19 protein-coding genes are annotated in these 25,474 nt (G+C 64.9%); 4 read left to right on the top strand and 15 right to left on the bottom strand.

What is annotated here, in order from left to right:
- Positions 1–994 precede the first annotated feature (994 nt).
- The gene (locus tag J6497_RS05270; protein WP_283844390.1) at positions 995–2,620 is read left to right on the top strand and encodes a phytoene desaturase family protein; all 1,626 of its coding nucleotides are present in this window, start codon (positions 995–997) and stop codon (positions 2,618–2,620) included.
- Positions 2,621–2,675: 55 nt separating this feature from the next.
- On the opposite strand, the gene J6497_RS05265 is transcribed toward J6497_RS05270, so the two are convergent.
- On the bottom strand, positions 2,676–2,939 hold the full coding sequence (locus J6497_RS05265) for a hypothetical protein (protein WP_225703159.1): 264 nt from the start codon (positions 2,937–2,939) through the stop codon (positions 2,676–2,678).
- Positions 2,940–3,323: 384 nt separating this feature from the next.
- Positions 3,324–3,629: an H-NS histone family protein gene (locus J6497_RS05260; RefSeq protein WP_312010221.1), complete on the bottom strand. Its 306-nt coding sequence runs from the start codon at positions 3,627–3,629 to the stop codon at positions 3,324–3,326.
- A gap of 584 nt (positions 3,630–4,213) precedes the next feature.
- Here J6497_RS05260 and J6497_RS05255 point away from each other — a divergent pair.
- On the top strand, positions 4,214–5,101 hold the full coding sequence (locus J6497_RS05255; RefSeq protein ID WP_225703157.1) for a 50S ribosomal protein L11 methyltransferase: 888 nt from the start codon (positions 4,214–4,216) through the stop codon (positions 5,099–5,101).
- An 18-nt stretch (positions 5,102–5,119) separates the two neighbouring features.
- On the opposite strand, the gene J6497_RS05250 is transcribed toward J6497_RS05255, so the two are convergent.
- Positions 5,120–5,302 carry a hypothetical protein gene (locus J6497_RS05250; protein ID WP_225703156.1) on the bottom strand — a complete coding sequence of 61 codons (183 nt, stop codon included), beginning with the start codon at positions 5,300–5,302 and terminating at the stop codon, positions 5,120–5,122.
- 194 nt (positions 5,303–5,496) lie between these two features.
- On the opposite strand from J6497_RS05250, the gene J6497_RS05245 reads away from it, so the two are divergent.
- Both J6497_RS05245 and J6497_RS05240 read left to right on the top strand, forming a co-directional pair.
- Positions 5,497–7,326, top strand: coding sequence for an aminopeptidase P family protein (locus J6497_RS05245; protein WP_225703155.1), 1,830 nt, complete (start codon positions 5,497–5,499; stop codon positions 7,324–7,326).
- 293 nt (positions 7,327–7,619) lie between these two features.
- Entirely contained in the window at positions 7,620–8,897 is a 1,278-nt protein-coding gene (locus J6497_RS05240; protein ID WP_225703154.1) for a multidrug effflux MFS transporter, read from the top strand.
- An 8-nt stretch (positions 8,898–8,905) separates the two neighbouring features.
- On the opposite strand, the gene ligA is transcribed toward J6497_RS05240, so the two are convergent.
- The 12 genes from ligA to ftsW all read right to left on the bottom strand — a co-directional run bounded on the left by ligA (position 8,906) and on the right by ftsW (position 25,468).
- On the bottom strand, positions 8,906–11,056 hold the full coding sequence (gene ligA, locus J6497_RS05235) for an NAD-dependent DNA ligase LigA (protein WP_225703153.1): 2,151 nt from the start codon (positions 11,054–11,056) through the stop codon (positions 8,906–8,908).
- Positions 11,057–11,065: 9 nt separating this feature from the next.
- Positions 11,066–12,739, bottom strand: a complete 1,674-nt coding sequence (recN, locus tag J6497_RS05230) for a DNA repair protein RecN (protein ID WP_225703152.1) — start codon at positions 12,737–12,739, stop codon at positions 11,066–11,068.
- 13 nt (positions 12,740–12,752) lie between these two features.
- Positions 12,753–13,574, bottom strand: a complete 822-nt coding sequence (locus tag J6497_RS05225) for an outer membrane protein assembly factor BamD (protein ID WP_225703233.1) — start codon at positions 13,572–13,574, stop codon at positions 12,753–12,755.
- 310 nt (positions 13,575–13,884) lie between these two features.
- Positions 13,885–14,844: a UDP-3-O-acyl-N-acetylglucosamine deacetylase gene (lpxC, locus tag J6497_RS05220; protein ID WP_225703151.1), complete on the bottom strand. Its 960-nt coding sequence runs from the start codon at positions 14,842–14,844 to the stop codon at positions 13,885–13,887.
- A gap of 349 nt (positions 14,845–15,193) precedes the next feature.
- Positions 15,194–16,990: a cell division protein FtsZ gene (gene ftsZ / locus J6497_RS05215; RefSeq protein ID WP_225703150.1), complete on the bottom strand. Its 1,797-nt coding sequence runs from the start codon at positions 16,988–16,990 to the stop codon at positions 15,194–15,196.
- A 90-nt stretch (positions 16,991–17,080) separates the two neighbouring features.
- Positions 17,081–18,400 carry a cell division protein FtsA gene (gene ftsA, locus J6497_RS05210; protein WP_225703149.1) on the bottom strand — a complete coding sequence of 440 codons (1,320 nt, stop codon included), beginning with the start codon at positions 18,398–18,400 and terminating at the stop codon, positions 17,081–17,083.
- Positions 18,397–19,398, bottom strand: a complete 1,002-nt coding sequence (locus J6497_RS05205; protein WP_225703148.1) for a cell division protein FtsQ/DivIB — start codon at positions 19,396–19,398, stop codon at positions 18,397–18,399. Before J6497_RS05205 ends, ftsA begins: the two co-directional genes overlap by 4 nt.
- A 343-nt stretch (positions 19,399–19,741) precedes the next feature.
- Positions 19,742–20,728 (bottom strand): D-alanine--D-alanine ligase family protein, encoded by a 987-nt coding sequence (locus tag J6497_RS05200; RefSeq protein ID WP_225703147.1) that lies wholly within the window; start codon positions 20,726–20,728, stop codon positions 19,742–19,744.
- On the bottom strand, positions 20,728–21,612 hold the full coding sequence (gene murB / locus J6497_RS05195; RefSeq protein WP_225703232.1) for a UDP-N-acetylmuramate dehydrogenase: 885 nt from the start codon (positions 21,610–21,612) through the stop codon (positions 20,728–20,730). Before murB ends, J6497_RS05200 begins: the two co-directional genes overlap by 1 nt.
- A 43-nt stretch (positions 21,613–21,655) precedes the next feature.
- Positions 21,656–23,059, bottom strand: a complete 1,404-nt coding sequence (murC, locus tag J6497_RS05190; protein WP_225703146.1) for a UDP-N-acetylmuramate--L-alanine ligase — start codon at positions 23,057–23,059, stop codon at positions 21,656–21,658.
- Positions 23,060–23,190: 131 nt separating this feature from the next.
- The gene (gene murG / locus J6497_RS05185; RefSeq protein ID WP_225703145.1) at positions 23,191–24,291 is read right to left on the bottom strand and encodes an undecaprenyldiphospho-muramoylpentapeptide beta-N-acetylglucosaminyltransferase; all 1,101 of its coding nucleotides are present in this window, start codon (positions 24,289–24,291) and stop codon (positions 23,191–23,193) included.
- A 25-nt stretch (positions 24,292–24,316) separates the two neighbouring features.
- Complete coding sequence (gene ftsW / locus J6497_RS05180; RefSeq protein WP_225703144.1) at positions 24,317–25,468, bottom strand: putative lipid II flippase FtsW; 1,152 nt, start codon at positions 25,466–25,468, stop codon at positions 24,317–24,319.
- Positions 25,469–25,474 lie beyond the last annotated feature (6 nt).

Raw genomic sequence — 25,474 nt, 5'->3', positions numbered from 1 at the left:
GGCAATGAAACCCGGTAACGTGGACGTGAGGGCGTGGCGCTGCGGTTGCAGCGGAGCACGCCACAAGCGCCTGTGGCTGGGTCCCGGGTCAAGCCCGGGACGACGTGGGGTAAGTGTTGATCCAAATATCAAACAGCAATTCCGTAGGATGGGTAGAGCGCAGCGAAACCCATCGCGATGGAGCGAGCCTCGCGAATGATGGGTTTCGCTTCGCTCTACCCATCCTACGATTCCAAAACAGCGGAGAGGATATGAGTCCGCATTCTCGCGGCGCGATGCGTCCGAGCTTTGCGTCACTTTCCACCCTCTCATCGGATAGAGGGCGCAGGGAAAGCCGGGTGCCGGTTGCACCCGTGGGCCCCGTGCAACAAAAAGCACGGGGGTAGGACCACAGGTCAACCGGAGCAACACCGGCTTTCCCTGCGCGGTGGTTTACGGCTTACTTCGTGCTCTTCCCGGTGACCGGGCTTTCTTGCCACCGTCATCTCTCGCGCAAACTTGTTTGCGCAAAAAACTTAGCGCCAGCGTCGGGGCGCCAGAACCACACGACTTCGCCGTCCACGGATAGTCACGCTCGTCAGTCGCAACACCCGCGTCCACCGCATCCCACCGCAACGTTCGTGACGATCGCGATCCGCCCCTCATCTGGGTGAGACGGGCGGAGTTAAATCACTGATTTGCCCGACGGCGAAAGTGGAATATTTTTCGCTGCAAGGCTGGACAGTTCAAGGTTGCAGGGAGTGGAAATGATTTGCCCGTCGGGTTGTTTTGTCGCAGCTCGTGCCTCAACACACGCTGTCATTCCGGGGCGATGCGACAGCATCGAGCCCGGAATCCATTTCTCCGCTGGTGCCTGCGGCGCGATGGATTCCGGGCTCGCGCTACGCACGCCCCGGAATGACGGAGCGGACGAAGGGCGCCTCGGAATGACGACCGGGGCGAGTGGCGAAATAACTAGCGGCTTGCGCGCAACGATGAGCTACTGGCAAGCTGCCTGAGAAAAGAAGCTGACATGAGCGAAACGGACGTCGTCATCATCGGCGCGGGCCATAACGGCCTCACCTGCGCGGCCTATCTCGCGATGGCGGGCCTGCGCGTGACAGTGGTCGAGCGCCGCAAGGTTGTTGGCGGCGCGGCGGTGACGGAGGAATTCCATCCCGGGTTCCGCAACTCGGTCGCGGCCTATACGGTGAGCCTGCTCAACCCCAAGGTCATTGCGGATCTCAGGCTCGCGGAGCACGGCTTGCGGATCGTCGAGCGCCGCGCGCAAAACTTTCTGCCGTCCCCCGATGGCAGCCATCTCCTCACCGGCGAGGGGCGCACCGCGGAATCCGTCGCAAGGCTCAGCGCGCACGATGCCGAAGAGATTGGCATCTTCTCGCGCCAGCTGGAGGCGATCGCAGACGTGCTGCGCCAGTTCGTGCTGCGCGCACCGCCGAACATCGTCGAAGGATTTGGCGCAAACGCCTTGCGCGAAGCCTTCAACGCGCTCGGCTCCGCCAACCTCTTGCGCAAGCTGTCGCTGGAACGGCAGCGCGACCTGCTCGATCTCTTCACCCGTTCGGCCGGCGAAATGCTGGACGAGCGGTTCGAGAGCGACCTGGTGAAAGCGCTGTTCGGCTTCGACGCCGTCGTCGGCAATTATGCGAGCCCCTATGCGACGGGTTCGGCTTACGTGATGCTGCACCACGCCTTCGGCGAAGTGAACGGCAAGAAGGGCGTCTGGGGCCACGCCATCGGCGGCATGGGCGCGATCACCCAGGCGATGGCGGCCGCGGCGCGCGCGCATGGCGCCGCGATCGAAGTGGATAGCGGCGTGCGCGAGGTGATTGTCGAGAGCGGCCGCGCCGCCGGCGTCGAGCTCGACAATGGCACGACCATCCGCGCCAGATATGTCTCCGCGTCAGTCAATCCAAAACTGCTCTACACCCGGCTGATGCCAGCGGGCGCGCTGGCGGTGGAATTCCTGCAGCGCATGTCGCGCTGGCGCAACGCCTCCGGCACCTTTCGCATGAATGTCGCGTTGAGCGAGTTGCCTTCCTTCACCGCGCTGCCGGGCAGAGGCGACCACCTCACCGCCGGCATCATCATCGCGCCGAGCCTGACCTATATGGACCGCGCCTGGCTCGATGCGCGCAGCTTTGGCTGGAGCCGCGAGCCCATCGTCGAAATGCTGATCCCATCGACGCTTGACGACTCGCTGGCGCCGGCGGGACAGCATGTCGCGAGCCTGTTCTGCCAGCATGTCGCGCCGGAACTGCCCGACGGCAAATCCTGGGACGATCATCGCGATGAGGTCGCCGACCTCATGATCTCCACGGTGGACCGATACGCGCCCGGCTTCGCCGCAAGCGTGCTCGGCCGGCAGCTGCTGTCCCCGCTCGATCTGGAGCGGGAATTCGGTCTATTGGGCGGAGACATCTTCCACGGCGCGCTGACGCTGAACCAGCTCTTCTCGGCCCGCCCGATGCTCGGCCATGCCGACTACCGCGGCCCCGTGAGGGGGCTCTATCACTGCGGCTCCGGCGCCCATCCCGGCGGCGGCGTCACCGGCGCGCCGGGCCACAACGCCGCGCAGGCGATCCTGAACGACCATCGCTCCCTGTTCGCAAGACGTTGAAAAGCCTGTGGACAGCCTGTGGATATCAGGTGGAAGCGAATGTGCATCCAGCCAGTCAGGCCGCCGCGGGCCGCGACACGTCGGCAAACAGCGTTTCGAGCAGCGTCATAAGCTGCTCCCGCGCCTCGCTCGGCTGTTTCAGGAATTCCGCGAGCTTGATCTCGTCGGTCTCAACGGCGTATCCGGTGCCGCGGAAGTCGCCCCGCTTCTTTTCGTGCTCGACGAAGAGCCGGCTGGTTTCGGTATCGAATGCCAGGCGCCAACGGTCCTCGTCGGCACCTTCCGAGCGCTGATAGAGCGGCCGTCTTAACAGGGACATGGGACCCTCCTTGTTTTGTGGCAGCCTATCACGGCTCGCGTGCGAGGCCCGCGTCCGAAGGAGAGGAACACATCGGGCGTACCCGATCGAAGTTGTGGTCAAGCCTTGGTGCATCAGGGGGATAACCCTGTTGAAAACCCCGGCACTCCCGGCTGGCCAAGTGAGATGTCGCCGCTTGCGCCGACGTGCTCCTTCCCCCTGGAAGGGGGGAAGGTCGGGATGGGGGTCTGGCCCCGGGCGCAGGTGCTCGTGAGAGCGGATTCGTGGAAGCAGGATGCCCCCATCCAGTTTGCGCGTTGCGCAAACCGACCTCCCCTTTCCAAGGCTGTCAGGAGGCGAAGCCAATCCACTGGCGATTCAACCTGATCGGATCACGCCTTAGAGCTAGCGTCGCTTGCGGCCAGGGCGAGCGATGAGGAAATCGTTCAGCTTGGAGCCGGCAACAAGTCGCTTTGCCAGCCATCGAGGCCGCTTGCCTCGACCTGACCACGTCTCTCCAGGGTTTTTCGGGTTCCGGTATTTGGGCAGAACCTTTGGATAAGGGCGACGGCTACGATCTGGTTTCGCAGCCTGGCCGGGGGCCTGGAGCTGACGCAGCCGGTCCTCAAGCGTGGCCTTCTCGCTGACTATTCGTTGTGTCAGTTCGGCCGCTACTCGTTCATGGAACGCCCACAGTTGATCTGTGGACATGGATCGGAAGCCATCACGTTTCATCGAGTCGCGCCCAGGAATAAAAACAGAGCGGGCTTACCAAGCACGCCGGACGCAAACAAGCGGTCGCGCGGCGCCGATCGGCGCATCTGTTAGAGAGAGCACTTCCTGTTCAGGTCTTCAATGCACCGGACTCGTGCATTCAAGCGGCTGCGATAAAGTCCTGTCCTTTGTCTTCGCGACCGTCTGGACGACATTTCCCGCCGTCCGGCAAGCGCCCTGGCTTCGGCCTCTCGCACTTGTCTTCGAAGGTCGTGAAGTTCAGCAATGCGCCTAGCCATCAGCTTCACACTCTTGCGAAGAATTCCAGCCCACGACCGTTTGCAACTACTCATTACTACTCCTGAACAAAACTACTATAAATTTAATTAAAGCAACGGGTTACCATCATGCATTGTTCGTATGAACTTTCAATTATGGGAAAACTACGGGGTTTGAGGCAGCGGCTGAGCCTGAGCAAAGTTCCCCAAAGCTTCGGCTCCCTGCTGACTCGCCGGAATCCAACATGATAATGCGATCGCAGTACGCTGAAATTCCGGACAAGGTCGAAACGGTTAAGCTAAATGCTGCCCAAACCCACCCATCGCGCCAGCCTCGCGCTTTCCGACGAGCAGACCGCCCGGCGGCTGGCTGACGCGCTGACCGATATCTTCTTCGAAGGCGAGACGGCGATTGCCGCATTCGAGCGGCCGGACGGGCGCTGGGAGGTCACTGCGCATTTTGCCGATGCGCCCGATCAGACGCTGATGCGCGAGGTCGTCACCAATGCGGCCGGCGAGGAGATGGCAACGACCATTGCCTTCGACACGGTCGAGGCCAAGGACTGGGTCAAGGCCAGCCTCGAGGACCTCGTCCCCGTCCCGGCCGGGCGCTTCGTCGTGCGCGGCCAGCACGACCGCGAACGCGTGCCACCGAACAAGCTCGGCATCGAGATCGAGGCGGCGCTGGCGTTCGGCACCGGCCATCATGGCACTACGCGCGGCTGCCTGCTGCTGCTCGATCATGTGCTGAAGGCGCATCAGCCGCGCCGCGTGCTCGACCTCGGCACCGGCACCGGCGTGCTGGCGATCGCCGCGGCGAAGGCGCTGCACGGCGCGGTGCTGGCGAGCGACATCGATCCGCCATCGGTCAAGGTCGCGCGCGAGAACGCCGCGCTGAACGAGACCGCAAACCTCGTGACGACGATCCGCGCCACCGGCTTCTCGGCGCCGCAATTTTCCGCGCGCGGCCCGTTCGACCTCGTGCTTGCGAACATCCTCGCCAATCCGCTGCGGCAATTGGCGGGACCAATGGCACGCCATCTCGCGCCTTCAGCGCTCGTGATCCTGTCGGGACTCTTGACGCATCAGGCGCCAGGCGTGATCGCCGCCTACCGTGCGCGCGGCCTGGTGCCGTTACGGCATCTGAAAATCGAGGGATGGAGCAGCCTGCTGCTGCGCTCCACGCGCTAGACCTAGCGAGAGAGTTGGCTAGTCATTTTTCGGCTGGCGGGCAGCCGTTTCACTCTTCTCCGCCCTCAGCCGGCGCTTGATGCGCCGCTCAACGAAGCGATCCAGGATCTGGACGATGACGCCGCGCTGCTTCTGTTCGATCGGGGCAATCGGGCCGCGGCGAACCGGCGGCGAAATCTTCTCAAAGCTGAAAGCAGGCATTGTGTATCCCCTCGCCATTGAGTTGAAACACTCCTGGAGCTTCCCCGGGGCATCGTTGTCGAACGGCTTGCCTTGAAAACCGTTCCGTCTTTTCTAAACCTACATGACGCTATTGTAGCATAACTTATGCCAAATTGTGGCGGTAGCGCTTACATTGCGGACTTGTCCACGCAACCATCATAAAGTGACCGGCGATGTTCGAGGCCCATTTCCAGACGTTCGAAGAACCCGAAGGCGGCGTGGCGCTGACGGCGCGGCTCGCCGCGTTGCGCGAGGAATTGGCGCGGCGGAAGCTGACCGGCTTTGTCATTCCCCGCGCCGATCAGCAGCAGAATGAATATGTCGCGCCGTCCGAGGAGCGGCTGGCGTGGCTGAGCGGTTTTACCGGGTCGGCGGGGCTTGCAATCGTGCTGATGCAGGAGGCCTCCCTGTTCGTTGACGGGCGCTACACGCTGCAGGCGGGCAAGCAGGTTGACCCGAAGGCCTGGCAAATCCAGCCGCTGGCCGATCCACCGCCGGAACACTGGCTGACAAGACATCTTTCCGCCGGCGACCGCCTCGGATTCGATCCGTGGCTGCACACGTCTGCGGCAGTCGAGCGTCTCGCGGCGGCGTGCGCCAAGGCCGGCGCCGAGCTGGTCGCGGTCGACAGCAACCCCATCGATGCGATCTGGACGGAGCGCCCGCACCCGCCGCTCGGGCCAGTCTCCATCCATGGCCCGCGATTCGCCGGCGAGGCAGAGGCTGCGAAGCTGGAGCGGATCAGAGATGAGATCAACAAGCTTGGCGTGGACGCGCTGATGCTGTCGGACAGCCACGCAGTGGCCTGGGCCTTCAACATCCGCGGCGCCGACGTCTCGCATACGCCGCTGCCGCTCTCTTACGCGCTGGTGCCGAGAGAAGGCCGGCCGATCGTGTTCATCGATCACCGGAAGCTTTCGAACCTCGCGCGCGACCATCTCGAGCAATCCGCCGATGTCGAGGAGCCGGACCGGCTGACATTGAAGCTGACGGAACTCGCGCAGCGCGGCGCCTCGATCGCGCTCGACGGTGCAACCGCGGCCGACGCGCTGACCCGCCTGATCACCGCCGCCGGTGGCAAGCCGGTACGCGGCAACGATCCGGTGAGCCTGTTGAAAGCCGTGAAGAACGCCGCGGAGATCCAGGGCACGCGAACCGCGCATCAGCGCGACGCGGTGGCGCTGGCGCGCTTCCTTGCCTGGATCGATCGCGAGGCGCCCGCCGGCGGGCTCACCGAGATCGACGCCGTCGAGGCGCTAGAGACCTTCCGTCGCGAGACCGGGGCGCTGAAGGATGTCTCATTCCCGACCATCGCCGGCACCGGGCCGAACGGCGCCATCGTGCATTACCGCGTCACCCGCAAGAGCAACCGGCGGATCGCACCAGGCGATCTTCTGCTGATCGATTCCGGCGCGCAATACGAGGACGGCACCACTGATGTCACCCGCACCATCGCGATCGGTCAGCCCACCGCGGAGATGCGCGACCGCTTCACCCGAGTGGTGCGCGGCCATATTGCGATTGCGCGCGCGGTGTTCCCCGATGGCACCACCGGCGCGCAGCTCGATACGCTGGCGCGGCAATATCTCTGGCAGGCCGGCATCGATTTCGAGCACGGCACCGGCCATGGCGTCGGCAGCTATCTTTCCGTGCATGAGGGACCAGCGCGAATCTCAAAGCTCGGCACCACGCCGCTGAAACGCGGCATGATCCTCTCCAACGAGCCCGGCTACTACAAGACCGATGCCTATGGAATAAGGATCGAGAACCTCGAGCTCGTGATCGGCATCGAGATAGCAGGCGCGGAAAAGCCGATGAACGCATTCGAGACGCTGACGCTGGCGCCGATCGACCGCCGACTGATCGATGCGACGATGCTGAGCGAGGCCGAGCTCAAATGGCTCAACGACTACCATGCCCGCGTCAAGGCCGAGGTACGTTCGCACCTCGACGATGAGGCCACAAAGCTGTGGCTGGACGAGGCGACGGCGGCGCTGAAGTAAGCGAGCGCCCGCCGCACCTTCCTTTGTCATTCCCCGCGAAGGCGGGGAATCCAGTACAAGGGCAACGTCGCCGCATATAACTCCGCCCTCCGGAATACTGGATCATCCGCCGGAGCCTGTCATCGGGCGGCGCTTTGCGCCGACCCGGTGGCGGATGATGACGGCGGAGTGGCCGGCAATATCCGCCGCAAAAATCACGGCCTCCCGGAATCGGCATAGCCGCATGCCGAAACATCCGTATTCGCGTTGGCGCATCACGCTACATTTCACCTCTCGAAAGGATGCGAAGCTGAATGCATGGCGTGATGGGCAAGCGGCCCGCGGCGACGGACAAGAACATCGCGACGTCGAAGCTCATGCTGCTGTTGCTCGTCGCGATGACGGGCGTTGCGCCGATCTCGCTGTATATGCTGGTGCCGGCACTGCCGGTGCTGGCGGCGACCTTCGACCGCGACATTTCGATCGCGCAGATGACGGTGTCGCTGTTCATGGTCGGCATCGCCTGCTCGCAGCTCGTCATGGGCCCGCTGTCGGACAAGTTCGGGCGGCGGCCGGTGCTCTTGGCCGGCCTCGGCCTGATGGTGGTGGCGGGCGTCGGCAGCATCTTCGCCGAAACCCTGCCGCAGCTCATCGCGGCGCGCTTCTTCCAGGCGCTCGGCGGCGCCAGCGGCATGGTGGTGAGCCGCGCCATCATCCGCGATCTCTATAGCCGCGACCGCGTCGGCGCCATGATCAGCCTGGTGATCGCCGTGATGATGATCGCGCAGATGCTGAGCCCGCTGACCGGCGGCCTGCTCGAGACCGCATTCGGCTGGCGCGCAATCTTCTATGCCATCACCGCGGGCTCCCTTGCCGTCACGCTTGGAATCGCGCTGGCGCTGCCGGAGACGCGTCGCGTCCGCAGCGAAGCCAGCAACTTCCGCCGCGATGTCGGCAGCCTGGTCAAGAGCCGCGCCTTCATCGGCTATGTGCTGTGCCAGGTGCTGGCCTCGCAGATCATCTTCACCTTCGCCGGCGGCGGACCCTATATCGTGGTGACCCAGATGGGACGCAGCAGCGCCGAATATGGCGCCTGGTTCGCGACGACGGGCTTTGCCTATCTGGTCGGCAATCTTCTGTGCGTGCGCTTCGCGCCGCGCCATTCGCTGGAACAACTGATCTGGTTCGGGCTCGCGCTGCAGCTCGGCGGCAGCCTGTTGAACCTCGCCTGGAGCATCACAGGCCTCAACCAGGCCCCGCTCTGGCTGTTCGGCACCCAGATGATCGTGATGGCCGGCAACGCCTTCGTGATGGCGAACTCGGCAGCCGGCGCGATCAGCGTCCGGCCCGAAGCCGCCGGCACCGCCTCCGGCGCGATGGGCTTCCTGCAGCAGGGCATCGGCTCGCTGGTGTCGCAGTTCGGCGCCTATCTCGGCGGCCATTCCACGACGACACTGCCGCTCACGACCGCGATCCTCATCATCTCGATCGCATGCGCCTCGATCATGATTTTTCTCGTGCCGCGGCGGAAGGCGGTGGTGACCGAGCAAGCGATTGAGGAAGCGGAAGAGGATGAGGCTGGGGTGATGTGAGCGCGCGCTCACTCCCCAATCAACTTCAGCCACTCGTCCTCGGTGAGCACGGCCACACCGTGCTTTTGGGCTTCCGCGAGCTTCGATCCGGCGCCGGGACCGGCGACCACATAGTCCGTCTTCTTCGACACCGAACTTGCGGCCTTCGCACCCAATCGCTCGGCGGTCGCCTTGGCCTCGTCGCGCGTCATCTTCTCCAGCGAGCCGGTGAACACGACGGTCTTGCCGGCGATCGCCGAACTGCTCTTCGGCTTTTCGGTGTCGACGATCTCGTCGAGTTCCTTGACCAGACGTTCGACGATGCCGCGGTTGTGGCTCTCGCCGAAATAGGCGGCGACGCTTTTGATCACGGTGTCGCCGATCTGGTCGAGCGCATCCATCTCCGCGATCGCTTCCTCGTCGCCCTTGGCAACGCGCAGGCAGGCATCGTGGAACGCCTCCCAAGAGCCATAGCCGCGCGCCAGCGCCAGCGCCGTGGTCTCGCCGACATGGCGCATGCCGAGCGCGTAGATGAAGCGCTCAAGCGCGATCCGGCGCCGGTTTTCGATCGCGCCAAACAGGTTGCGCACCGAGGTCTCGCCGTAGCCCTCGATCTCCTCGAGCTTGAGCTTCTGATTGCGCTTCGGCAGCGTGAAGATATCGGCCGGCTCGCGCACCCATTCCTTCTCAAAGAAGAATGCGAGCTGCTTCTCGCCGAGGCCGTCTATGTCGAAGGCGCGGCGCGAGACGAACAGCTTCAGGTGCTCGATCTTCTGGAACGGACAGGCGAACTCGCCGGTGCAGCGGGCGCGCGCGCCCTCCTCGCCGGTCGCGGTCTCCTCGCGCACCACGTCGGTATGCAGCGGGCACGGACACTTCTTCGGGAAATGGAACTCCTTCGCGTTCTTCGGCCGCTTGTCGATGACGACGTCGACCACTTGCGGGATCACGTCACCGGCGCGCTGGATCACCACGGTATCGCCGATCCTGATATCGCGCCCCTCACGAAGCTGCTCGCCGTGACCGCCAATCCCCTTGATGTAATCCTCGTTGTGCAGCGTGACGTTCTGCACGATGACGCCGCCGACGCCGACCGGCTCGAGCTTGCCGACCGGGGTGAACGAGCCAGTGCGCCCGACCTGGATCTCGATGTCGCGCAGCACGGTCATCGCCCGCTCGGCCGGAAACTTGTGCGCGATCGCCCAGCGCGGCGTGCGCGACACGAAACCGAGCCGTTCCTGCCAGTCGATCCGGTCGACCTTGTAGACGACGCCGTCGATATCGTAGTCGAGCTCGGCGCGCTGCTCCTCGATCTTGTGATGGAAGGCCAGCAGCTCATCGACGGAGTGGCAGAGCTTGGTCAGCGGATTGGTCTTGAAGCCGCAGCGCTCGAACCAGTGGATCATGCCGCTCTGCGTGTCTTCCGGCATCGCGCTCATCTGGCCCCAGGCATAGGCGAAGAAGCCGAGCGGCCGCGAGGCGGTGATGCCAGGGTCCTTCTGACGCAGCGAGCCCGCGGCCGAATTGCGCGGATTGGCGAAGACGGTGTCGCCGGCGGCCTTCTGCCGTTCGTTGAGCGCCAGGAAAGCGTGCTTGGTCATGTAGACCTCGCCGCGCACCTCGCAGATATCAGGCACGTTGCGGCCCCTTAGCTTCTGCGGAACGTCCTCGAGGGTCCGGATATTGGCGGTGACATCCTCGCCCACGGCGCCATCGCCGCGCGTCGCAGCGGTGACGAGCTCGCCGCCCTCGTAGCGCAGCGACATCGACAATCCGTCGATCTTCGGCTCGGCGGAAAAATCGATCTTGTCGTCCGGCAATTTCAGGAACCGCGTGATGCGGCCGACGAAGTCGAGCACATCCGGTTCGGCAAACGCATTGTCGAGCGAGAGCATCGGCAGCGCGTGACGCACCTTCTTGAACCGTCCCGACGGTGCCGCACCCACTTTTTGCGACGGCGACTCCGCGGTGACGAATTCGGGGAAACGCTTCTCGATCGCGTTGAACCGCTGGCGCAGCGCGTCATATTCGGCGTCGCTGATCGTGGGCGCGTCTTCCTGGTAATAGCGTCTGTCGTGCGCCTCGAGTTCGAGCGCAAGCCGCGTATGTTCGATCTTGGCCTGCGCCTTGGTGAGCTTGTCAACGTCGGGAAGCGCACGCGCTTTTACTGCCTTGGCCATGGCGCAAGATCAAGCGGTTGCCGCGCGCAACAGCCGCTCCGCGGCCGCGCGCGCTTCGGCGGTGATCTCGGCGCCGGCGAGCATGCGGGCGATTTCCTCGCGACGGTGGTCGGCGGCGAGCGCGTTCACGCGGGTGGCGACGCGCTTGCCCTTGTCGAGCGCGTCCTTGGAAATAAGCAGATGCTGGCCGGCGCGGGCAGCGACCTGCGGCGCATGCGTCACCGCCATCACCTGGACCTTGTCGGCCAGCCGCGACAGCCGCGCGCCGATCGCGTCCGCCACCGCACCACCGACGCCGGTATCGATCTCGTCGAACACCAGCGTCGGCGCGGAGCCGCGGTCGGACAATACGACCTTCAGCGCCAGCAGGAAGCGCGACAGCTCGCCGCCGGAAGCGACCTTCATCAACGGTCCCGGCTTGGTGCCCGGATTGGTCTGCACCCAGAACTCGACGCGGTCGATGCCCTGGGGCCCCGGCGAGGCCGCATCGCTCTCGACCTGCGTCATGAACTTCGCACGCTCGAGCTTCAGCGGCGCCAGTTCGGCGTTGACGGCCTTGTTGAGCTTTTCGGCGGATTTGGTCCGCGCCGCCGACAGCCTCATTGCCGCCGCGCCGTAGCGCTTGTCCGCCTCCTCCGCGGCAGCTTCGAACTTCTTCAACTGGTCGGCGCCGGCATCGATCAGCGCAACGTCAGCGGCATATTTGCTGGCGAGTGCGGCCAGTCCATCGACCGGCGTTGCGTATTTGCGCGAGGCGGCGCGCAACGCGAACAGGCGCTCCTCGATGCGCTCAAGCTCGGCAGGATCGAAGTCGGCCGCCGCAAGCGCGGCGTTGAGATGCTGGTCGGCCTCTTCAAGCGCGTTGATGGCGGCATCGATCGCCTTCACCGCAGGCTCCACCAAAGCGGGTGAACTGGCGGCGCGGCGCTCCAAGCGGCGCACGGCGGCCGACAGTGCAGTCACCGGCGAATGCGGGCCCGAGATCGCCTCCTGCGCCTCGCGCAGATCGGTCGCGATCTTTTCGCCCTGCATCATCGTGGTGCGGCGTTCGGCGAGTTCGGTCTCCTCGCCGTCCTTCGGCGCCAGCGTCTTCAATTCCTGCGAGGCGTGGCGCAGATAGTCGGCCTCGCGCGCAGCGCGTTCCATGCCGGCGCGATGCTGCTCCAGCGCCGCGTTGGCGCTGCGCCGTGCCTCCCACAGCGTTTCCAGTGCCGCCACGTCCTTCTCGAGCCCGGCAAAGGCGTCGAGCAGCCGCCGGTGGGTCGAGGCGTCGACCAACGCGCGCTCGTCATGTTGGCCGTGGATCTCGACCAGCGCAGCGCCCACCGCCTTCAGGGTCTGCACGCTGATCGCCTGGTCATTGATGAAGGCGCGGGTGCGGCCGTCGGCGAGCTGAACGCGGCGCAATATCATTTCACCGGTGTCGTCGAGCCCGTTGTCGGCCAGCAGTTTGGCGGCGGGATGATTCTTCGGCACGTCGAAGGTGGCCGTCACCTGCCCCTGTTCGGCGCCGTGCCGCACCAGGCCGGCATCGCCGCGGCCGCCGAGCGCGAGCGCGAACGCATCGAGCAGAATCGATTTGCCTGCGCCGGTTTCGCCGGTGAGGACCGCAAGGCCACGCGAGAATTCGATATCAAGTCGTTCGATCAGGACGATGTCTCGGATCGACAGACGCGCCAGCATACGAGGACTATTCCTAGCCGAGACCCATCTTCTTGAAGGTCCTGCTGATCCAGGAACCCTGATTCTCGCTCGGCTCGAGACCGCCGGACTTTACTAAATTATAGGCGTCCTTGTACCAGCGGCTGTCAGGAAAATTGTGCCCGAGCACGGCAGCGGCAGTCTGCGCCTCGCTTGGGATGCCGATCGCCATATAGGCCTCGGTGAGCCGGAACAAGGCCTCCTCGACATGGCGCGTGGTCTGATACTGCGTAACCACGGTCTTGAAGCGGTTGATCGCGGCGGTGTAGTCACGCCGGTCCATGTAGTAGCGGCCGACATTCATCTCGCGGCCGGCGAGCTGGTCGCGTGCGCCTTCGAGTTTGGCCTTGGCGGAGGTCGCATATTCCGAGGTCGGATATTTGCGGATCACCTCCTCGAGCGCCGCGATCGCTTTCTCGGTGCGGGTCTGGTCGCGGGTGATGTCCGGGATCTGGTCGTAGTGCGAGGCCGCGATCAGGTATTGCGCGTAAGCCGCGTCCGGACTGCCGGGATGCAAGGTGACGTAACGTGTCGCCGACCCGATGCAGGTATCGTAGTCGCCCTGCTGGTAGGAGGAATAAGCCGACATCAGGAGCGATTTGCGTGCCCAATCCGAATAGGGGTGCTGACGGTCAACCTCCTCGAACTTCTTCGAGGCCGCGCGAGGGTCCTTGCGCTGGTTCATCAGGTACAAGCCCTCGTTGTAGAGCTTCTCCGCAGGCTCCTCGACGAAGGTGTCATCCTTGGCCAGGAACTTGTCCCACAGCGAACCCGTGCCGCAGCCGCCCAACGGCAGCGCCAGCACGATCAGGCCCATGGCCAGCCGCAACAACGACGCCCATCCGGCGCGGCCGGCCGGTGGGGTGCATGATTCGTGCGTACTACGCGGTACCGGCATGAATGTGAGAACCTGGCGCCTTGAAAGCGGTTGATGGCGATCTGTCCACGAACGAGGCCATGGACGGAAATTTTCCCCGTGCCTGTGCTGCCCCGTGCAACCGCAGGCCTGTCTAGCCGAAAAACGACCCTGGACCAATCGAATACGGAGCCATTTCGCCCGGATTAAGGCGGCCCGGAGACGGTCGTTACGCCTGTGGTCACCGCGCAAAACGCTATTGGACAGCGCGTCAGGACACGTCCGGTCCGTATGCCGGGGCGATCAGACCGCCGACAGTGGCGCTCCCGGCCTCTGCAACGGTGCGGGAGCGGCGCGCGGTTTCCGATTCGACCACGCGCCAAGCGCTGCGATCGGAAAGCAGCGCGGTCAGCGCGGCGTGGTTCAGCTTGTGGCCGCCGCGAATCGACCGATAGGCGCCGATGATCGGCAGGCCGGCCAGCGCGAGATCGCCGACCACGTCCAGCACCTTGTGGCGGACGCACTCATCGCGGAAGCGCAGGCCTTCGGCGTTGAGCAGGCGGGTCTCGTCGAACACCACCGAGTTCTCGAACGAGGCGCCAAGCGCAAAACCCGCGCTCCACAACCGCGCGACGTCGTTCATGCAACCGAAAGTGCGGGCGCGGGAAATCTCGCGGCGGAACCTCTCGGCGGAGAGATCGAAGCAGTAGCTCTGGCGGCCGATCAAGGGATTGGCGAAGTCGATCTCGACTTCGGCGCGGAAGCCACCTGCAAAGGGACGGAACTCGCCGGAGCAGTCGCCGATCGCGACCTGCACCGGCTTCAACACCTGGATGAAGCGGCGGGCGGCGGATTGGGTGGCGATGCCCGCCTGATCGACGGCAGCAACGAAGGCAGCGGCGCTGCCATCCATGATCGGCACTTCCGGACCGTCGATCTCGATGATCGCATTGTCGACGCCCATGCCGCGCAGTGCAGCGAGCGCATGCTCGGCGGTCGATACCAGCGGCCCCTCGCGGTCGCCCAGAACGGTCGCAAACTCCGTCGCGATCACGGCACCTGCGGTGGCCCGAACTTCGCGATCGGCGCCGTCGAGGCCGGAACGGATAAAAATGTAGCCTGCGTCAACGGGAGCAGGTCCAATGGTAAGGCTGACCGGTAAACCGGAGTGAACGCCGACGCCTGTCACAGTGGCTTGCGACCGTAGCGTTGTTTGACGGCTCAATTTCATCCGATATGCGCCCAATACCCGACGTGACCTAGACGAGGCGGCCTTACTTCCCCAACCGACTCGCTTAGGCATCCCCAAAGTTGGACAGACCATAGTCACTGCCCCTGAGCGTACAATTCACGCTTCTTTACCGATTGTTACCCCATCTCCGCCGCAATCGCGCCAAGGCTTAACCAAATTGCGGATCGGCCGGACACCCTTTCGGCACCATGACCAAGCCATGGAATACCAGATTAATCATTTAATTTCAGTTACTTATTTACCAAGCTGCCACTGCGGACGAGGTTAAGGGAAAGAGCCCCGGCGGGTTTCGCCGGGGCTCTTTCCATGGTCAGAATTGTAACAAAGCTCAGTTTGCCTGCCGGCGCAGGAAGGCCGGGATATCAAGATGATCGTCTCCCTGTGGCATCGGCGCAACAGGTGCCGGCCGGCCATGGGCATCCAAACCTTGCGGTGCGGGACGCTTCGCATACTCCGACACGGGCTCGTTCGCCGCGATCTGCTGCGCCACGCTGCGCTGCGGCTTGCGCTCCGGCAGCGGCGGCATGGCCGGACCGGAGGAGCGGGCCGCGACCGGCGGCTCGCTCTCCTCGTCCCGGCGACCTAGGCCGACATTGGCCAGCCGCTGCAGCAGCGACAGCCGGGTCTTCTGCGGATGTTCCTCCTCGGCGTCGCCGCGTGCCCGGCGAATCTCGGCCTGGGCCGGCATCGGCAGGTCCTCGAACTTCGGCATCCGCGGCGTGCGCACCGGCGGCCGCTCGGCGGTCGGCGGGATGAAGGTTTCCGGCGTCGCCGGCTCGTGGTGCTCGACCTTGGTGGTTTCGGGATCGGGGAACAAGGTCGGCTTCTGGGCGATCGGGCGGACGGTGACGTCGCCATAGGACGCCGGCTGCATCGGCGCGGCCTGCTGTTCCGGCGACACGGCGGCGGCGATGGCAGCGAGCGCGGCGCGCTCGACGCTCCCGGCCTGGCGCAGTGGCGGCGGCGCGGCAGGCGCAGGCGCGGCCGGCGGAGCCGTCGGGGCGCCACCGGCGGCTTCCAGCTTATGGGCACGCTCGGCCAGGCGCTGGTTGTCGGCGCGCAGCCGCGCCGTCAGATCGGCGAGCCGGCTCTCGGGCGAACCGTTGCCGGCTGGCGCCGCGGGCGCGGCGGGAGCCGCAGCGGCGTTGCGCGCGATCACGGCCTGCTCGATGCCGGTGGCAACCACCGAGACGCGAATGACGCCGTCGAGCGTCTCGTCGAAGGTGGCGCCGACGATGATGTTGGCTTCGGGGTCGACCTCCTCGCGGATGCGGGTCGCGGCCTCGTCGACTTCGAACAGCGTCAGGTCCTTGCCGCCGGTGATCGAGATCAGGAGGCCCCTGGCACCCTTCATCGAAGAATCGTCGATCAGCGGATTGGCGATCGCGGCCTCGGCGGCGGTGAGCGCGCGCTTCTCACCGGTCGCCTCGCCCGTGCCCATCATCGCCTTGCCCATCTCGCGCATCACGGCGCGAACATCGGCGAAGTCGAGATTGATCAGGCCTTCCTTGACCATCAGGTCGGTGATGCAGGCAACGCCCGAATAGAGCACCTGGTCGGCCATCGCAAAAGCGTCGGCGAAGGTGGTCTTCTCGTTGGCGACCCGGAACAGGTTCTGGTTCGGGATGATCAGCAGCGTGTCGACCACCTTGTGCAGCTCGGCGATGCCGTTCTCGGCGGTGCGCATGCGGCGCTGACCTTCGAAGTGGAACGGCTTGGTCACCACCCCGACGGTGAGGATGCCCATATCGCGTGCGGTCTTGGCGATCACGGGAGCCGCGCCGGTGCCGGTGCCGCCGCCCATGCCGGCGGTGACGAACACCATGTTGGCGCCGGAGAGGTGATCACGGAGCTCGTCAATGACCTCCTGCGCGGCGGCTGCGCCGACATCCGGCTGCGAGCCGGCGCCGAGGCCCTGGGTCACCTGCGTGCCCATCTGGACGATGCGCTGCGCCTTCGACATGGTCAGCGCCTGCGCGTCGGTATTGGCGACGACGAAATCGACGCCCTGCAGCCCGGCGGTGATCATGTTGTTGACGGCATTGCCGCCAGCGCCACCGACGCCGAAGACAGTGATCCGCGGTTTCAGCTCGCTGATGTCAGGAGGGGTCAGATTGAGTGTCATGGTTGCCTCTCGATTACGCGCGCGCGTAGGTTGGCCCCGGCCAGCGGCCGCGGGAGCTGGTGAAAATCCTGTGGGCCTTAAGAGTAGTCATCAGAAGCCCTCGCGAAGCCATCGTCCGACCTTTCCGAAATAACCGTCAGTCCCTGTCTTGAGCTGCCGCGTGTGCCGCGGTTCGACATGTTCAAGGTGAGCGTATTGCGGATAGACCAGAAGTCCGGTGGGCACCGCGAATGACGGACCCTTGGCCTCGTTGGGCAGACGGCCGAAGCCGAGCGGACGGCCGACCCGCACCGGCCGGTTGAGAATGCGGGTGGCGAGTTCGACCATGCCGGTGAGTTGCGAGGCACCGCCGCTCAACACGACCCGCGCCCTCGGCTCTGCCGCAAACGGGGAAGCCTTGAGCCGGTCCCGGACCATCTCAAAAATCTCCTCGGCGCGATGCCGGACGATGTTCGCAATCGTGGCGCGGGAGACGATCTGCGGCGTATCGCGTTCGTCGCCGGCGGTCGGGACCGACATCAGCTCGCGCGCATCCGAGCCGCCGGTCAGCACCGTGCCGTATAAAGTCTTGATTCGCTCGGCATCCGCAATGCATGCGCCGATGCCGCGCGCAAGATCCATCGTGATGTGTTGCCCGCCGAGCGCAAATCCCGACGCATGCACGAAACGTCCGCCCGAGTAGGTCGCGATGGTGGTCGAACCGGCGCCCATCTCGACCAAAGCGGCGCCGAGATCGGCTTCGTCGTCGGTCAACACGGAGAGGCCGGCGACATAGGAGCTCGCCGCCATCGCCTCGACGTTGAGATGGCAACGCTCAACCACCAGCATCAGGTTCTTGGCGACGGTGGCGTCCGCCGTGACGACGTTCATGTCGACGCCGAACTGGCGCGCCACCATGCCGCGCGGATCGCGGATACCTTTGACGCCGTCGAGCGCATAGCCGACCGGCAGCGCATGCAACACCGTCCGCCCGTGCGCAGTCGCGTGGATCATGCCGGCCGTGGTGACACGGCTGATATCGGCTTCCGTCACCGAGCCGCCGCGAATGTCAGCGGCGGCCTCGACGAGCTGGCCCTCGGGCCGGCCGCCGGCGACCGGCAGCAGCACGGATTCGACGCGGACCTTGGCCATGCGCTCGGCAAGCGCCACCGCATGGCGCACCGCCTTTTCGCATTCGGCGAGATCGACCACCGCGCCGGCCTTCACGCCGCGCGACTGGATCTGGCTGTAGCCGATCAATTCCACCGCATGGGTGCGGCCGCGCAGAGCCTCGCTCGGCGGCGACGGCTTCAGCCGCGCGATCATGCAGGCGATCTTGCTGGTGCCGATATCGAGTGACGCCACCAGCGCGGTGCGCTTGTGGGCCATCGGGCGCGTCTTCGGCGTCAGATTGCGATCAAGGACGGTCATGCGTCACCGCCCTTCTTCTTGGACTTCTTGTCCTTGAACAGCTCTTCGCGCGCCTTTGCCGCCTCCTCGGACAGTTGCACCGTGAGCCTGTCAGGCAGGCGCATGTCGACGGCGACGATGTCGCGCGAGAACAGCCGGTCTTCCCTATCGAGCTTGGAGAGTGCGGCGAGCGCATTGCCGACGTCGTTCTCGGGCAGGCGGATGTCGAGCCCATCCTTCAGCCGCAGATTCCAGCGCCGTTGGCCGACGAAGACCGCGGCCTTGGTCACCGAGCGCACCTGCGGATAACGGTCGAGCAGCGCCAGGAAGTCCCTGGCCCTCGTCTCGGCACCCTTGCCGACCACGAACGGCAATGTGAGGAAGCGGCGCGACACATAAGGCTCGAGCACCGCGCCATCTTCCGCGATCACGGACAGGCGCCCATCCTGCTGCCACAGCGCAAAGGCCTTCCGCTCGACAATGTCGATCTGGAGCTGGCCCGGATAAAGCTTCAGGATCGTCGCATCGGCGATCCAGGGGTTGGCCTTCAGGCGATCGCGCACGGTCACGGCATCCAGGAACAGCAGCGAGGAGCGGCCGTTGACGCCGCCGATCGCCAGCACCTCGTCCTGGCTCAACTGCTTGCGGCCATTGATGACCACGGTGGTGATTCGGAAGCCTGCCCAGTTGGCGAGCGCATTGCGCGCATCCGAAAGCCCGGTGACGAATTCGTCGACATGGCCGCCCTTGACGATGCCAAGGCCGGCGCTGCCGAGCAGGATGAAGACGGTGGCCGCAAGACCGATGCGGTGCGGCAGATAGCGCTCCAGCAGGAGGATGAAGCGGCTGGGCGGCTCGCGGTCGATCACTACCGGCGGAGCGCGGCGGGCACGACGGCGCGCACGCCACTCGGCAAAATACTCGCGCAGCAGCACCGCCGCTCCAATAGCGGCTGCCTTCAGGTCAGCTTCGGGCCTCAGCGATCGCAGTGATCGGGCGAGGCGGCCTGCACCATCCATTGCACGAGCTCGTCAAACCTTGTGCCCGCAACACGCTTGCGGGTCCTGGCGCACGCGACGTCTCGGTGATGCCGGCCTGGGTGTCGAAGCCAGTAAGAAAGGCCCCCTGTCCCTCGTTACGCGTGTCGAAGTGAAAGTTCCCGCGACCGCTCACGCCCGGCAGCCAAGCGCTACATGCGCCGCCAGCGTTAACCTTCGGGCTTCCTGGTAAACAAAAGGTAAAATTGGTTAACGCAGGACACGTTTTGATGAGCAATGTGCGTAGTTTGCGACGCATTCCTTACGATTTTAGCAATCCCGGGGGTTCCCAATCCGGTGTGGAACCCTCACTTGGCCGCCGGAACTACCTATGGGCGCGTCGCGTCGCCAACTCGATCTGGTCGTGCAGGAAATCGACAAACTCGATACCCTGCACCTTGAGCGCCTTCGGATAGAGCGAGGCCTTGGTCAGCCCCGGCAGCGTGTTGGTCTCCAGATAGATCGGCCCGTTCGCCGATACGATGAAGTCGGTGCGGGAATAGCCGGTGCAGGATAACGCCCGGTGAGCGCGAAGCGCGAGATCCATGATCGCGGCGCTGATTTCGGACGAAAACCGTCCGGGGCAGATCTCCTGGGTCGACTTCAGCAAATATTTTGCCGTGTAGTCGAAGGTGCCCTCCCCTGGCACGATCTCGATCGGCAGCAATGAAATGATGGAGCCGTCGGACCGCTCCAATACCCCGCACGTTGCCTCCACACCCGAAATGAACGGCTCGATCAGATATTCCTCGGTCTTGGCCGCGTTGCGGACCGCGATCAGATCCTGCTTGGCGTTGACGAAGATCAGTCCGTAGCTCGATCCGTCGCGCGCAGGCTTGGCGATCAGCTTGCCGTATTCGGCGAAGGCAGCGTCGATATCGTCCAAGGCGATACCGCCCGGCGCCGGCACGCCGGCAATCGCCGCAAAGCGTTTTGCAGCGACCTTGTCGAAGGCGAGATGTGATGAGGCCGAGCTGGAGCCGGTGAAGGGAACGCCGCGCATCTCGCACATCGCCTGCAATTCGCCGTTCTCCGCGCGCCCACCGTGTAGGCCAAGCACCAGCACGCGATCCTCGCGGGCAGCCTGGTCGAGCGCCTGCGCGAGCGGGAGGCCGCGCGTGCTCGGCATGAACTCATCCTCAAACGGCCTGGTATGTTCAAGAAGCTGCTCGGACTGCACGACGTGGACATTGTCAGCTACGTCCCAGAACCAGAGATCGGCCTCCGGCAGCGCCTGGTGCAATGCTTGCGCGCTTGCCACCGAGACGAGGCGTTCCTTGTTGCTGCCGCCGAAGAGAATGGTCGTTCGCATCAGCTTCGCTCGACCCCGATTCGCTTGATTTCCCAGTGTAACTCGATTCCCGACGTCTGTTTCACCCGCTGCCGCACGGTTTCGCCGAGCGTCTCGATATCGTGCCCGGTGGCGTTACCGGTGTTGATCAGGAAATTGCAATGCATCTCCGACACCTGGGCGCCGCCGACGCGCAGGCCGCGGCAGCCGGCGGCATCGATCAATTTCCAGGCGCTGTTGCCCGGCGGATTCTTGAACGTCGAGCCGCCCGTCTTCTCGCGGATCGGCTGCGCGGTCTCGCGGTGGGTCTGCACCTCATTCATGCGCGCGCGGATTACCTCGGGCGCGGTGATCTTGCCGCGAAAGCGCGCGGAGGTGAAAATGATCGAGGGATCAACGCCGCTGTTCCGGTAGACGAATTTCATGTCGGCGTTGGTGAAGACATGCCTCGTGCCGTCGCGTCCGATGCCGGCGGCATCCAGCAGCACATCCTTGGTCTCGCCGCCGTTGGCGCCCGCATTCATGCGCAGCGCACCGCCGACGGTGCCGGGGATGCCGAAGAAAAACTCCAGGCCGCTGATGTCAGCGCCCGCCGCGGTCTCGGCGACCCGCTTGTCGAGCGCGGCGGCACCGGCGGTGACGATGTCGCCTTCGGCCCTGGTCTCGCCAAATGCGCGCGGGGCGAGGCGAATCACGACGCCCGGCATGCCGCCATCGCGCACGATCAGGTTCGAGCCGACGCCGACGACATAGACCGGCAACTCCTTCGGCAGGCGCGCCAGGAAATAAGCGAGATCGTCCTCATCGGCCGGCGTGAACAGCACCTGCGCCGGTCCGCCGACGCGAAACCACGTCAGTTCCGCCAGCGACTGATTCGCCAAGAGCCGCCCGCGCAAGTCCGGCATCGCGGCTTTCAGATCGGGCGTGATGTCGGGGAAATCAGCCACGCTAGTCCAGTGCCTTCAATTCGCCGGGCAACGCGTAAGCCCATTGCGTGATGTTGCCGGCGCCGAGGCACACGACGAGATCGCCAGGCTTGGCAAGGCCGTGGATGATCTTTGCAAGCTCGCCGGCATTCGGCAGCGGGACCACCTCGCGATGGCCATGCGCGCGCAGGCCGAGCACGAAATGATCGCGGTCAATGCCCGGGATCGGTGCCTCGCCCGCCGGATAGACCTCGGCGACGACGACCGCATCGGCATCGTTGAAGCAGGTGCAGAACTCCTCGAACAGCGACTGCAGGCGGGTGAAACGGTGCGGCTGCACCACGGCGATGATCTTGCCGCTGTAGGACTCGCGCGCCGCCTTCAAGACTGCCGCGATCTCGACGGGATGGTGGCCGTAATCGTCGATCACGGTGACGCCGTTCCACTCGCCGGTCCTGGTGAAACGCCGCTTCACGCCGCCGAAGCCCGCGATGGCCTTGCGGATCGCTTCGTCGGAAATGCCGAGCTCATGTGCAACCGCAATCGCCGCTGTCGCGTTCGACGCGTTGTGGCGGCCCGGCATCGGCAGCACGATGTCGGATATTTCGTGCGTCGCATCGGTCTTGCGGTTGCGGAAGCCGACCTTGAACTTCGAGCCGCCGGGAATCGGCTGCAGATCGACCAGCCGCGCATCGGCCTGTGGGTTCTGGCCATAGGTGATGATGCGTCTGTCCTCGATGCGACCGACGATCGTCTGCACCACGGGATGATCGATGCACATCACCGCGAAGCCATAGAACGGCACGTTCTCGACGAAGGCGCGGAACGCATCCTGCACGGCCTCGAAGGTCTTGAAGTGATCGAGATGCTCGGGGTCGACATTGGTGACGATGGCGACATCCGTCGGCAGCTTCAGGAACGTGCCGTCGCTTTCATCGGCTTCCACCACCATCCAGTCGCCCGCGCCGAGCCGCGCATTGGTGCCGTAGGCATTGATGATGCCGCCATTGATCACGGTCGGATCGAGATCGCCGGCATCGAGCAGGGCTGCGACCATGGAGGTAGTCGTGGTCTTGCCATGGGTGCCGGCGATCGCGACGCAGCTCTTCAGCCGCATCAGTTCGGCGAGCATCTCGGCGCGGCGCACCACCGGAATGCGCTGCGCGCGCGCCGCCATCAGTTCCGGATTGTCGCGCTTGATCGCGGTCGAGACCACGACGACGTCGGCGCCGTCGATGTTCTCGGCCTTGTGGCCGATCGAAACCGTGGTGCCCTTCTCGCGCAGCCGGACGACATTGCCGCTCTCGGAAGCGTCAGACCCCTGCACGGTGTAGCCGAGATTGCAGAGCACCTCGGCAATGCCGCTCATGCCGATGCCGCCGATCCCGATGAAGTGGATAGGTCCGATCTCGCGCGGCAGTCTCATGATGCGTTTTCCTTCGTCATGCCTGGGGCTTGCCCGAACATCCGCGAATCTCCGCCCCTTCATGCAAGACGTGGATGGCTGGGACAAGCCCGGCCATGACGCCAAACAGGCGAAAAATTCGCTGTTCCGGCCTAAATTCCAGCCACTTTCACCACCAGATCGGCCAGCCGTTCGGCGGCGTCCAAACGCCCGACGCCGCGTGCGGCCGCGGCCATCGCGGTCAATTTCGCGGGTTCAGCAGCGAAAGCAGAGATTTCGGCCGCCAACCGATCCTGGGTGAATTCCGCTTGCGGGATCCGCAAGGCGCCGCCGGCCTGCGACAGCACGCCGGCATTGGCGAACTGGTCCTGATCAATCGCGCCGGGCAGCGGCACCAGGATCGAGGGCCGGCCGATCGCGGCGAGCTCGGCGACAGTGCCGGCACCGGAGCGTGAGATCACGAGATGGCTGGCGGCGAGCTTTGCCGGCAGGTCTGTGAAGAACGGCGCGAGCTCGACATTGATCTTGAGCCGGCCATAGACCGCGCGCACCCGCGCCATGTCCTCCTCCCGCACCTGCTGCGTGAGGATCAGGCGGTTCCACAGCGCGGGCTCGAGCTTTTCGATTGCGCCGGGCACGATATCGCTCATCACTCGCGCGCCCTGGCTGCCGCCGACCACGAGCAGGCGCAGCGGCCCGTTTGGTTCCAGCGTGGCAAACGGCACCGCGGCGGCCGCGAGGATCGCGGGCCGCATCGGCGTGCCGACGGTGGTGGTCTTGCCGGACAGTGCCGGATCGCGATCGAGCACGCCGGGCAGCGAGGTCGCGATCGCATTGACGCGGCCGGAGAGGAAGCGATTGGCGCGGCCGAGCACCGCGTTGGCGTCATGGATGATGCCGGGCACCCCGAGCAGGCGCGCAGCCAGCAGCGGCGGCACTGTTGGATAGCCGCCGAAGCCAACCACCGCAGCCGGCTTCAGTCGGCGCACCAGATTGACGGCAACCACGAGACCATGACCGAGCATGACCGCGGTGCGGGCGAGCGAGATCGGGTTGCGCCCGCGCACCGTCTCGCTCGGCACCACGTCGATGTTGTCCTTGGAGAACAGACCGCTGTAGCGCAGCGCGCGGGCATCGGTCGCGAGCCGCACGCGCAAGCCGCGCTTGATCAGTTCCACGCCGAGCGCTTCGGCCGGGAACAGATGGCCGCCGGTGCCGCCGGCCGCAAGCAGAATAAGTGGCGCGTTGTCCATGGCCTCAAATAGCCGACGACGCTAGTCAGGCATAGCCCTGCACGGCGCCGGCCGCGTTCACGGATTCGATCTCGGTACGCGGGCGCTGCCGGGTCAGCGCCAGCATCATGCCGACGCCGTAGGCCAGCGAGACGATCGACGAGCCGCCATAGGAGATGAACGGCAGCGTCATGCCCTTGGCCGGAATCAATTGCAGATTGACCGCCATGTTGATGGCGGCCTGCACGCCGAACAGGATCGCAAGCCCCGACGCCGCAAAGCGCGCGAACATATCTTCGCTCGCATAGGCGCGCGATAGCGTGCGGATCACGACGAAGGCGAACAGCGCCAGCAGCGCAAGGCAGAGGATGATGCCGAACTCTTCGGCGGCGACCGCGAAGACGAAGTCGGTGTGGCTGTCCGGCAGGCTGCGCTTTGCGATGCCCTCGCCCGGCCCGCGTCCGAACCAGCCGCCGTTCCAGAACGCTTCCATCGCCATGTCCACCTGAAAGGTGTCACCGGAAGCCGGGTTCAAGAAGCGCTTGATGCGGCCGGCGACGTGCGGAACGAACAGATAGGCGCTGAACAGGCCGAGGCCGGCCGCGCCGGCAAGTCCCGCGACCCAGATCATCCGCATCCCTGCGATGAAGAACAGCGCGCCCCACACCATCAGGATCAGCATGGTCTGGCCGAAGTCGGGTTCCATCACCAGGAGTGAGACCAGCATCAACAGCAGCACCATTGCCATCGAGGTCGCCGGCATCTCGGGGCGCCTGGTCGACTCCGCAAACAGCCAGGCCGCAACGATGACGAAGGCCGGCTTTGCCGATTCGGACGCCTGGATATTGAGGCCGACCAGCGTGATCCAGCGCCGCGAGCCCTTCACCTCCGGGCCGACCAGGAGCGTCATCACGATCAGCGCGATGCTGACGAAGAACACCACCAGCGCGGCGCGCCGGATCTGGCGCGGCGACAGGAAGGAGACTGCGATCAGCACGATGAAGGATGGCAGCAGGAACAGCACGTGCCGGCTGAAGAAATGGAAGGGATCGAGCCCGATCCGGGTTGCGACCGGCGGGCTCGCCGCCAGCGACAGGATCACACCGCCGAACATCAGCGCAATGACCGCAGCCAAGAGCGGCTTGTCGATGGTCCACCACCAGTCGGAGAACGGCGTGCGTTGGTCACGGGCGAGCATGGGCGT

The sequence above is a fragment of the Bradyrhizobium cenepequi genome, from assembly GCF_020329485.1.
Classification (GTDB): domain Bacteria; phylum Pseudomonadota; class Alphaproteobacteria; order Rhizobiales; family Xanthobacteraceae; genus Bradyrhizobium; species Bradyrhizobium cenepequi.
This window is presented reverse-complemented; position numbering and strand designations above follow the sequence as displayed.

Coding starts and splice junctions, on each gene's coding strand:
- J6497_RS05265 (WP_225703159.1), bottom strand. CDS start 2,939: ATGTCCCTGTTAAGACGGCCGCTCTATCAGCGCTCGGAAGGTGCCGAC.
- J6497_RS05260 (WP_312010221.1), bottom strand. CDS start 3,629: ATGTCCACAGATCAACTGTGGGCGTTCCATGAACGAGTAGCGGCCGAA.
- J6497_RS05255 (WP_225703157.1), top strand. CDS start 4,214: ATGCTGCCCAAACCCACCCATCGCGCCAGCCTCGCGCTTTCCGACGAG.
- J6497_RS05250 (WP_225703156.1), bottom strand. CDS start 5,302: ATGCCTGCTTTCAGCTTTGAGAAGATTTCGCCGCCGGTTCGCCGCGGC.
- J6497_RS05245 (WP_225703155.1), top strand. CDS start 5,497: ATGTTCGAGGCCCATTTCCAGACGTTCGAAGAACCCGAAGGCGGCGTG.
- J6497_RS05240 (WP_225703154.1), top strand. CDS start 7,620: ATGCATGGCGTGATGGGCAAGCGGCCCGCGGCGACGGACAAGAACATC.
- ligA (WP_225703153.1), bottom strand. CDS start 11,056: ATGGCCAAGGCAGTAAAAGCGCGTGCGCTTCCCGACGTTGACAAGCTC.
- recN (WP_225703152.1), bottom strand. CDS start 12,739: ATGCTGGCGCGTCTGTCGATCCGAGACATCGTCCTGATCGAACGACTT.
- J6497_RS05225 (WP_225703233.1), bottom strand. CDS start 13,574: ATGGGCCTGATCGTGCTGGCGCTGCCGTTGGGCGGCTGCGGCACGGGT.
- lpxC (WP_225703151.1), bottom strand. CDS start 14,844: ATGAAATTGAGCCGTCAAACAACGCTACGGTCGCAAGCCACTGTGACA.
- ftsZ (WP_225703150.1), bottom strand. CDS start 16,990: ATGACACTCAATCTGACCCCTCCTGACATCAGCGAGCTGAAACCGCGG.
- ftsA (WP_225703149.1), bottom strand. CDS start 18,400: ATGACCGTCCTTGATCGCAATCTGACGCCGAAGACGCGCCCGATGGCC.
- J6497_RS05205 (WP_225703148.1), bottom strand. CDS start 19,398: ATGGATGGTGCAGGCCGCCTCGCCCGATCACTGCGATCGCTGAGGCCC.
- J6497_RS05200 (WP_225703147.1), bottom strand. CDS start 20,728: ATGCGAACGACCATTCTCTTCGGCGGCAGCAACAAGGAACGCCTCGTC.
- murB (WP_225703232.1), bottom strand. CDS start 21,612: ATGCCGGACTTGCGCGGGCGGCTCTTGGCGAATCAGTCGCTGGCGGAA.
- murC (WP_225703146.1), bottom strand. CDS start 23,059: ATGAGACTGCCGCGCGAGATCGGACCTATCCACTTCATCGGGATCGGC.
- murG (WP_225703145.1), bottom strand. CDS start 24,291: ATGGACAACGCGCCACTTATTCTGCTTGCGGCCGGCGGCACCGGCGGC.
- ftsW (WP_225703144.1), bottom strand. CDS start 25,468: ATGCTCGCCCGTGACCAACGCACGCCGTTCTCCGACTGGTGGTGGACC.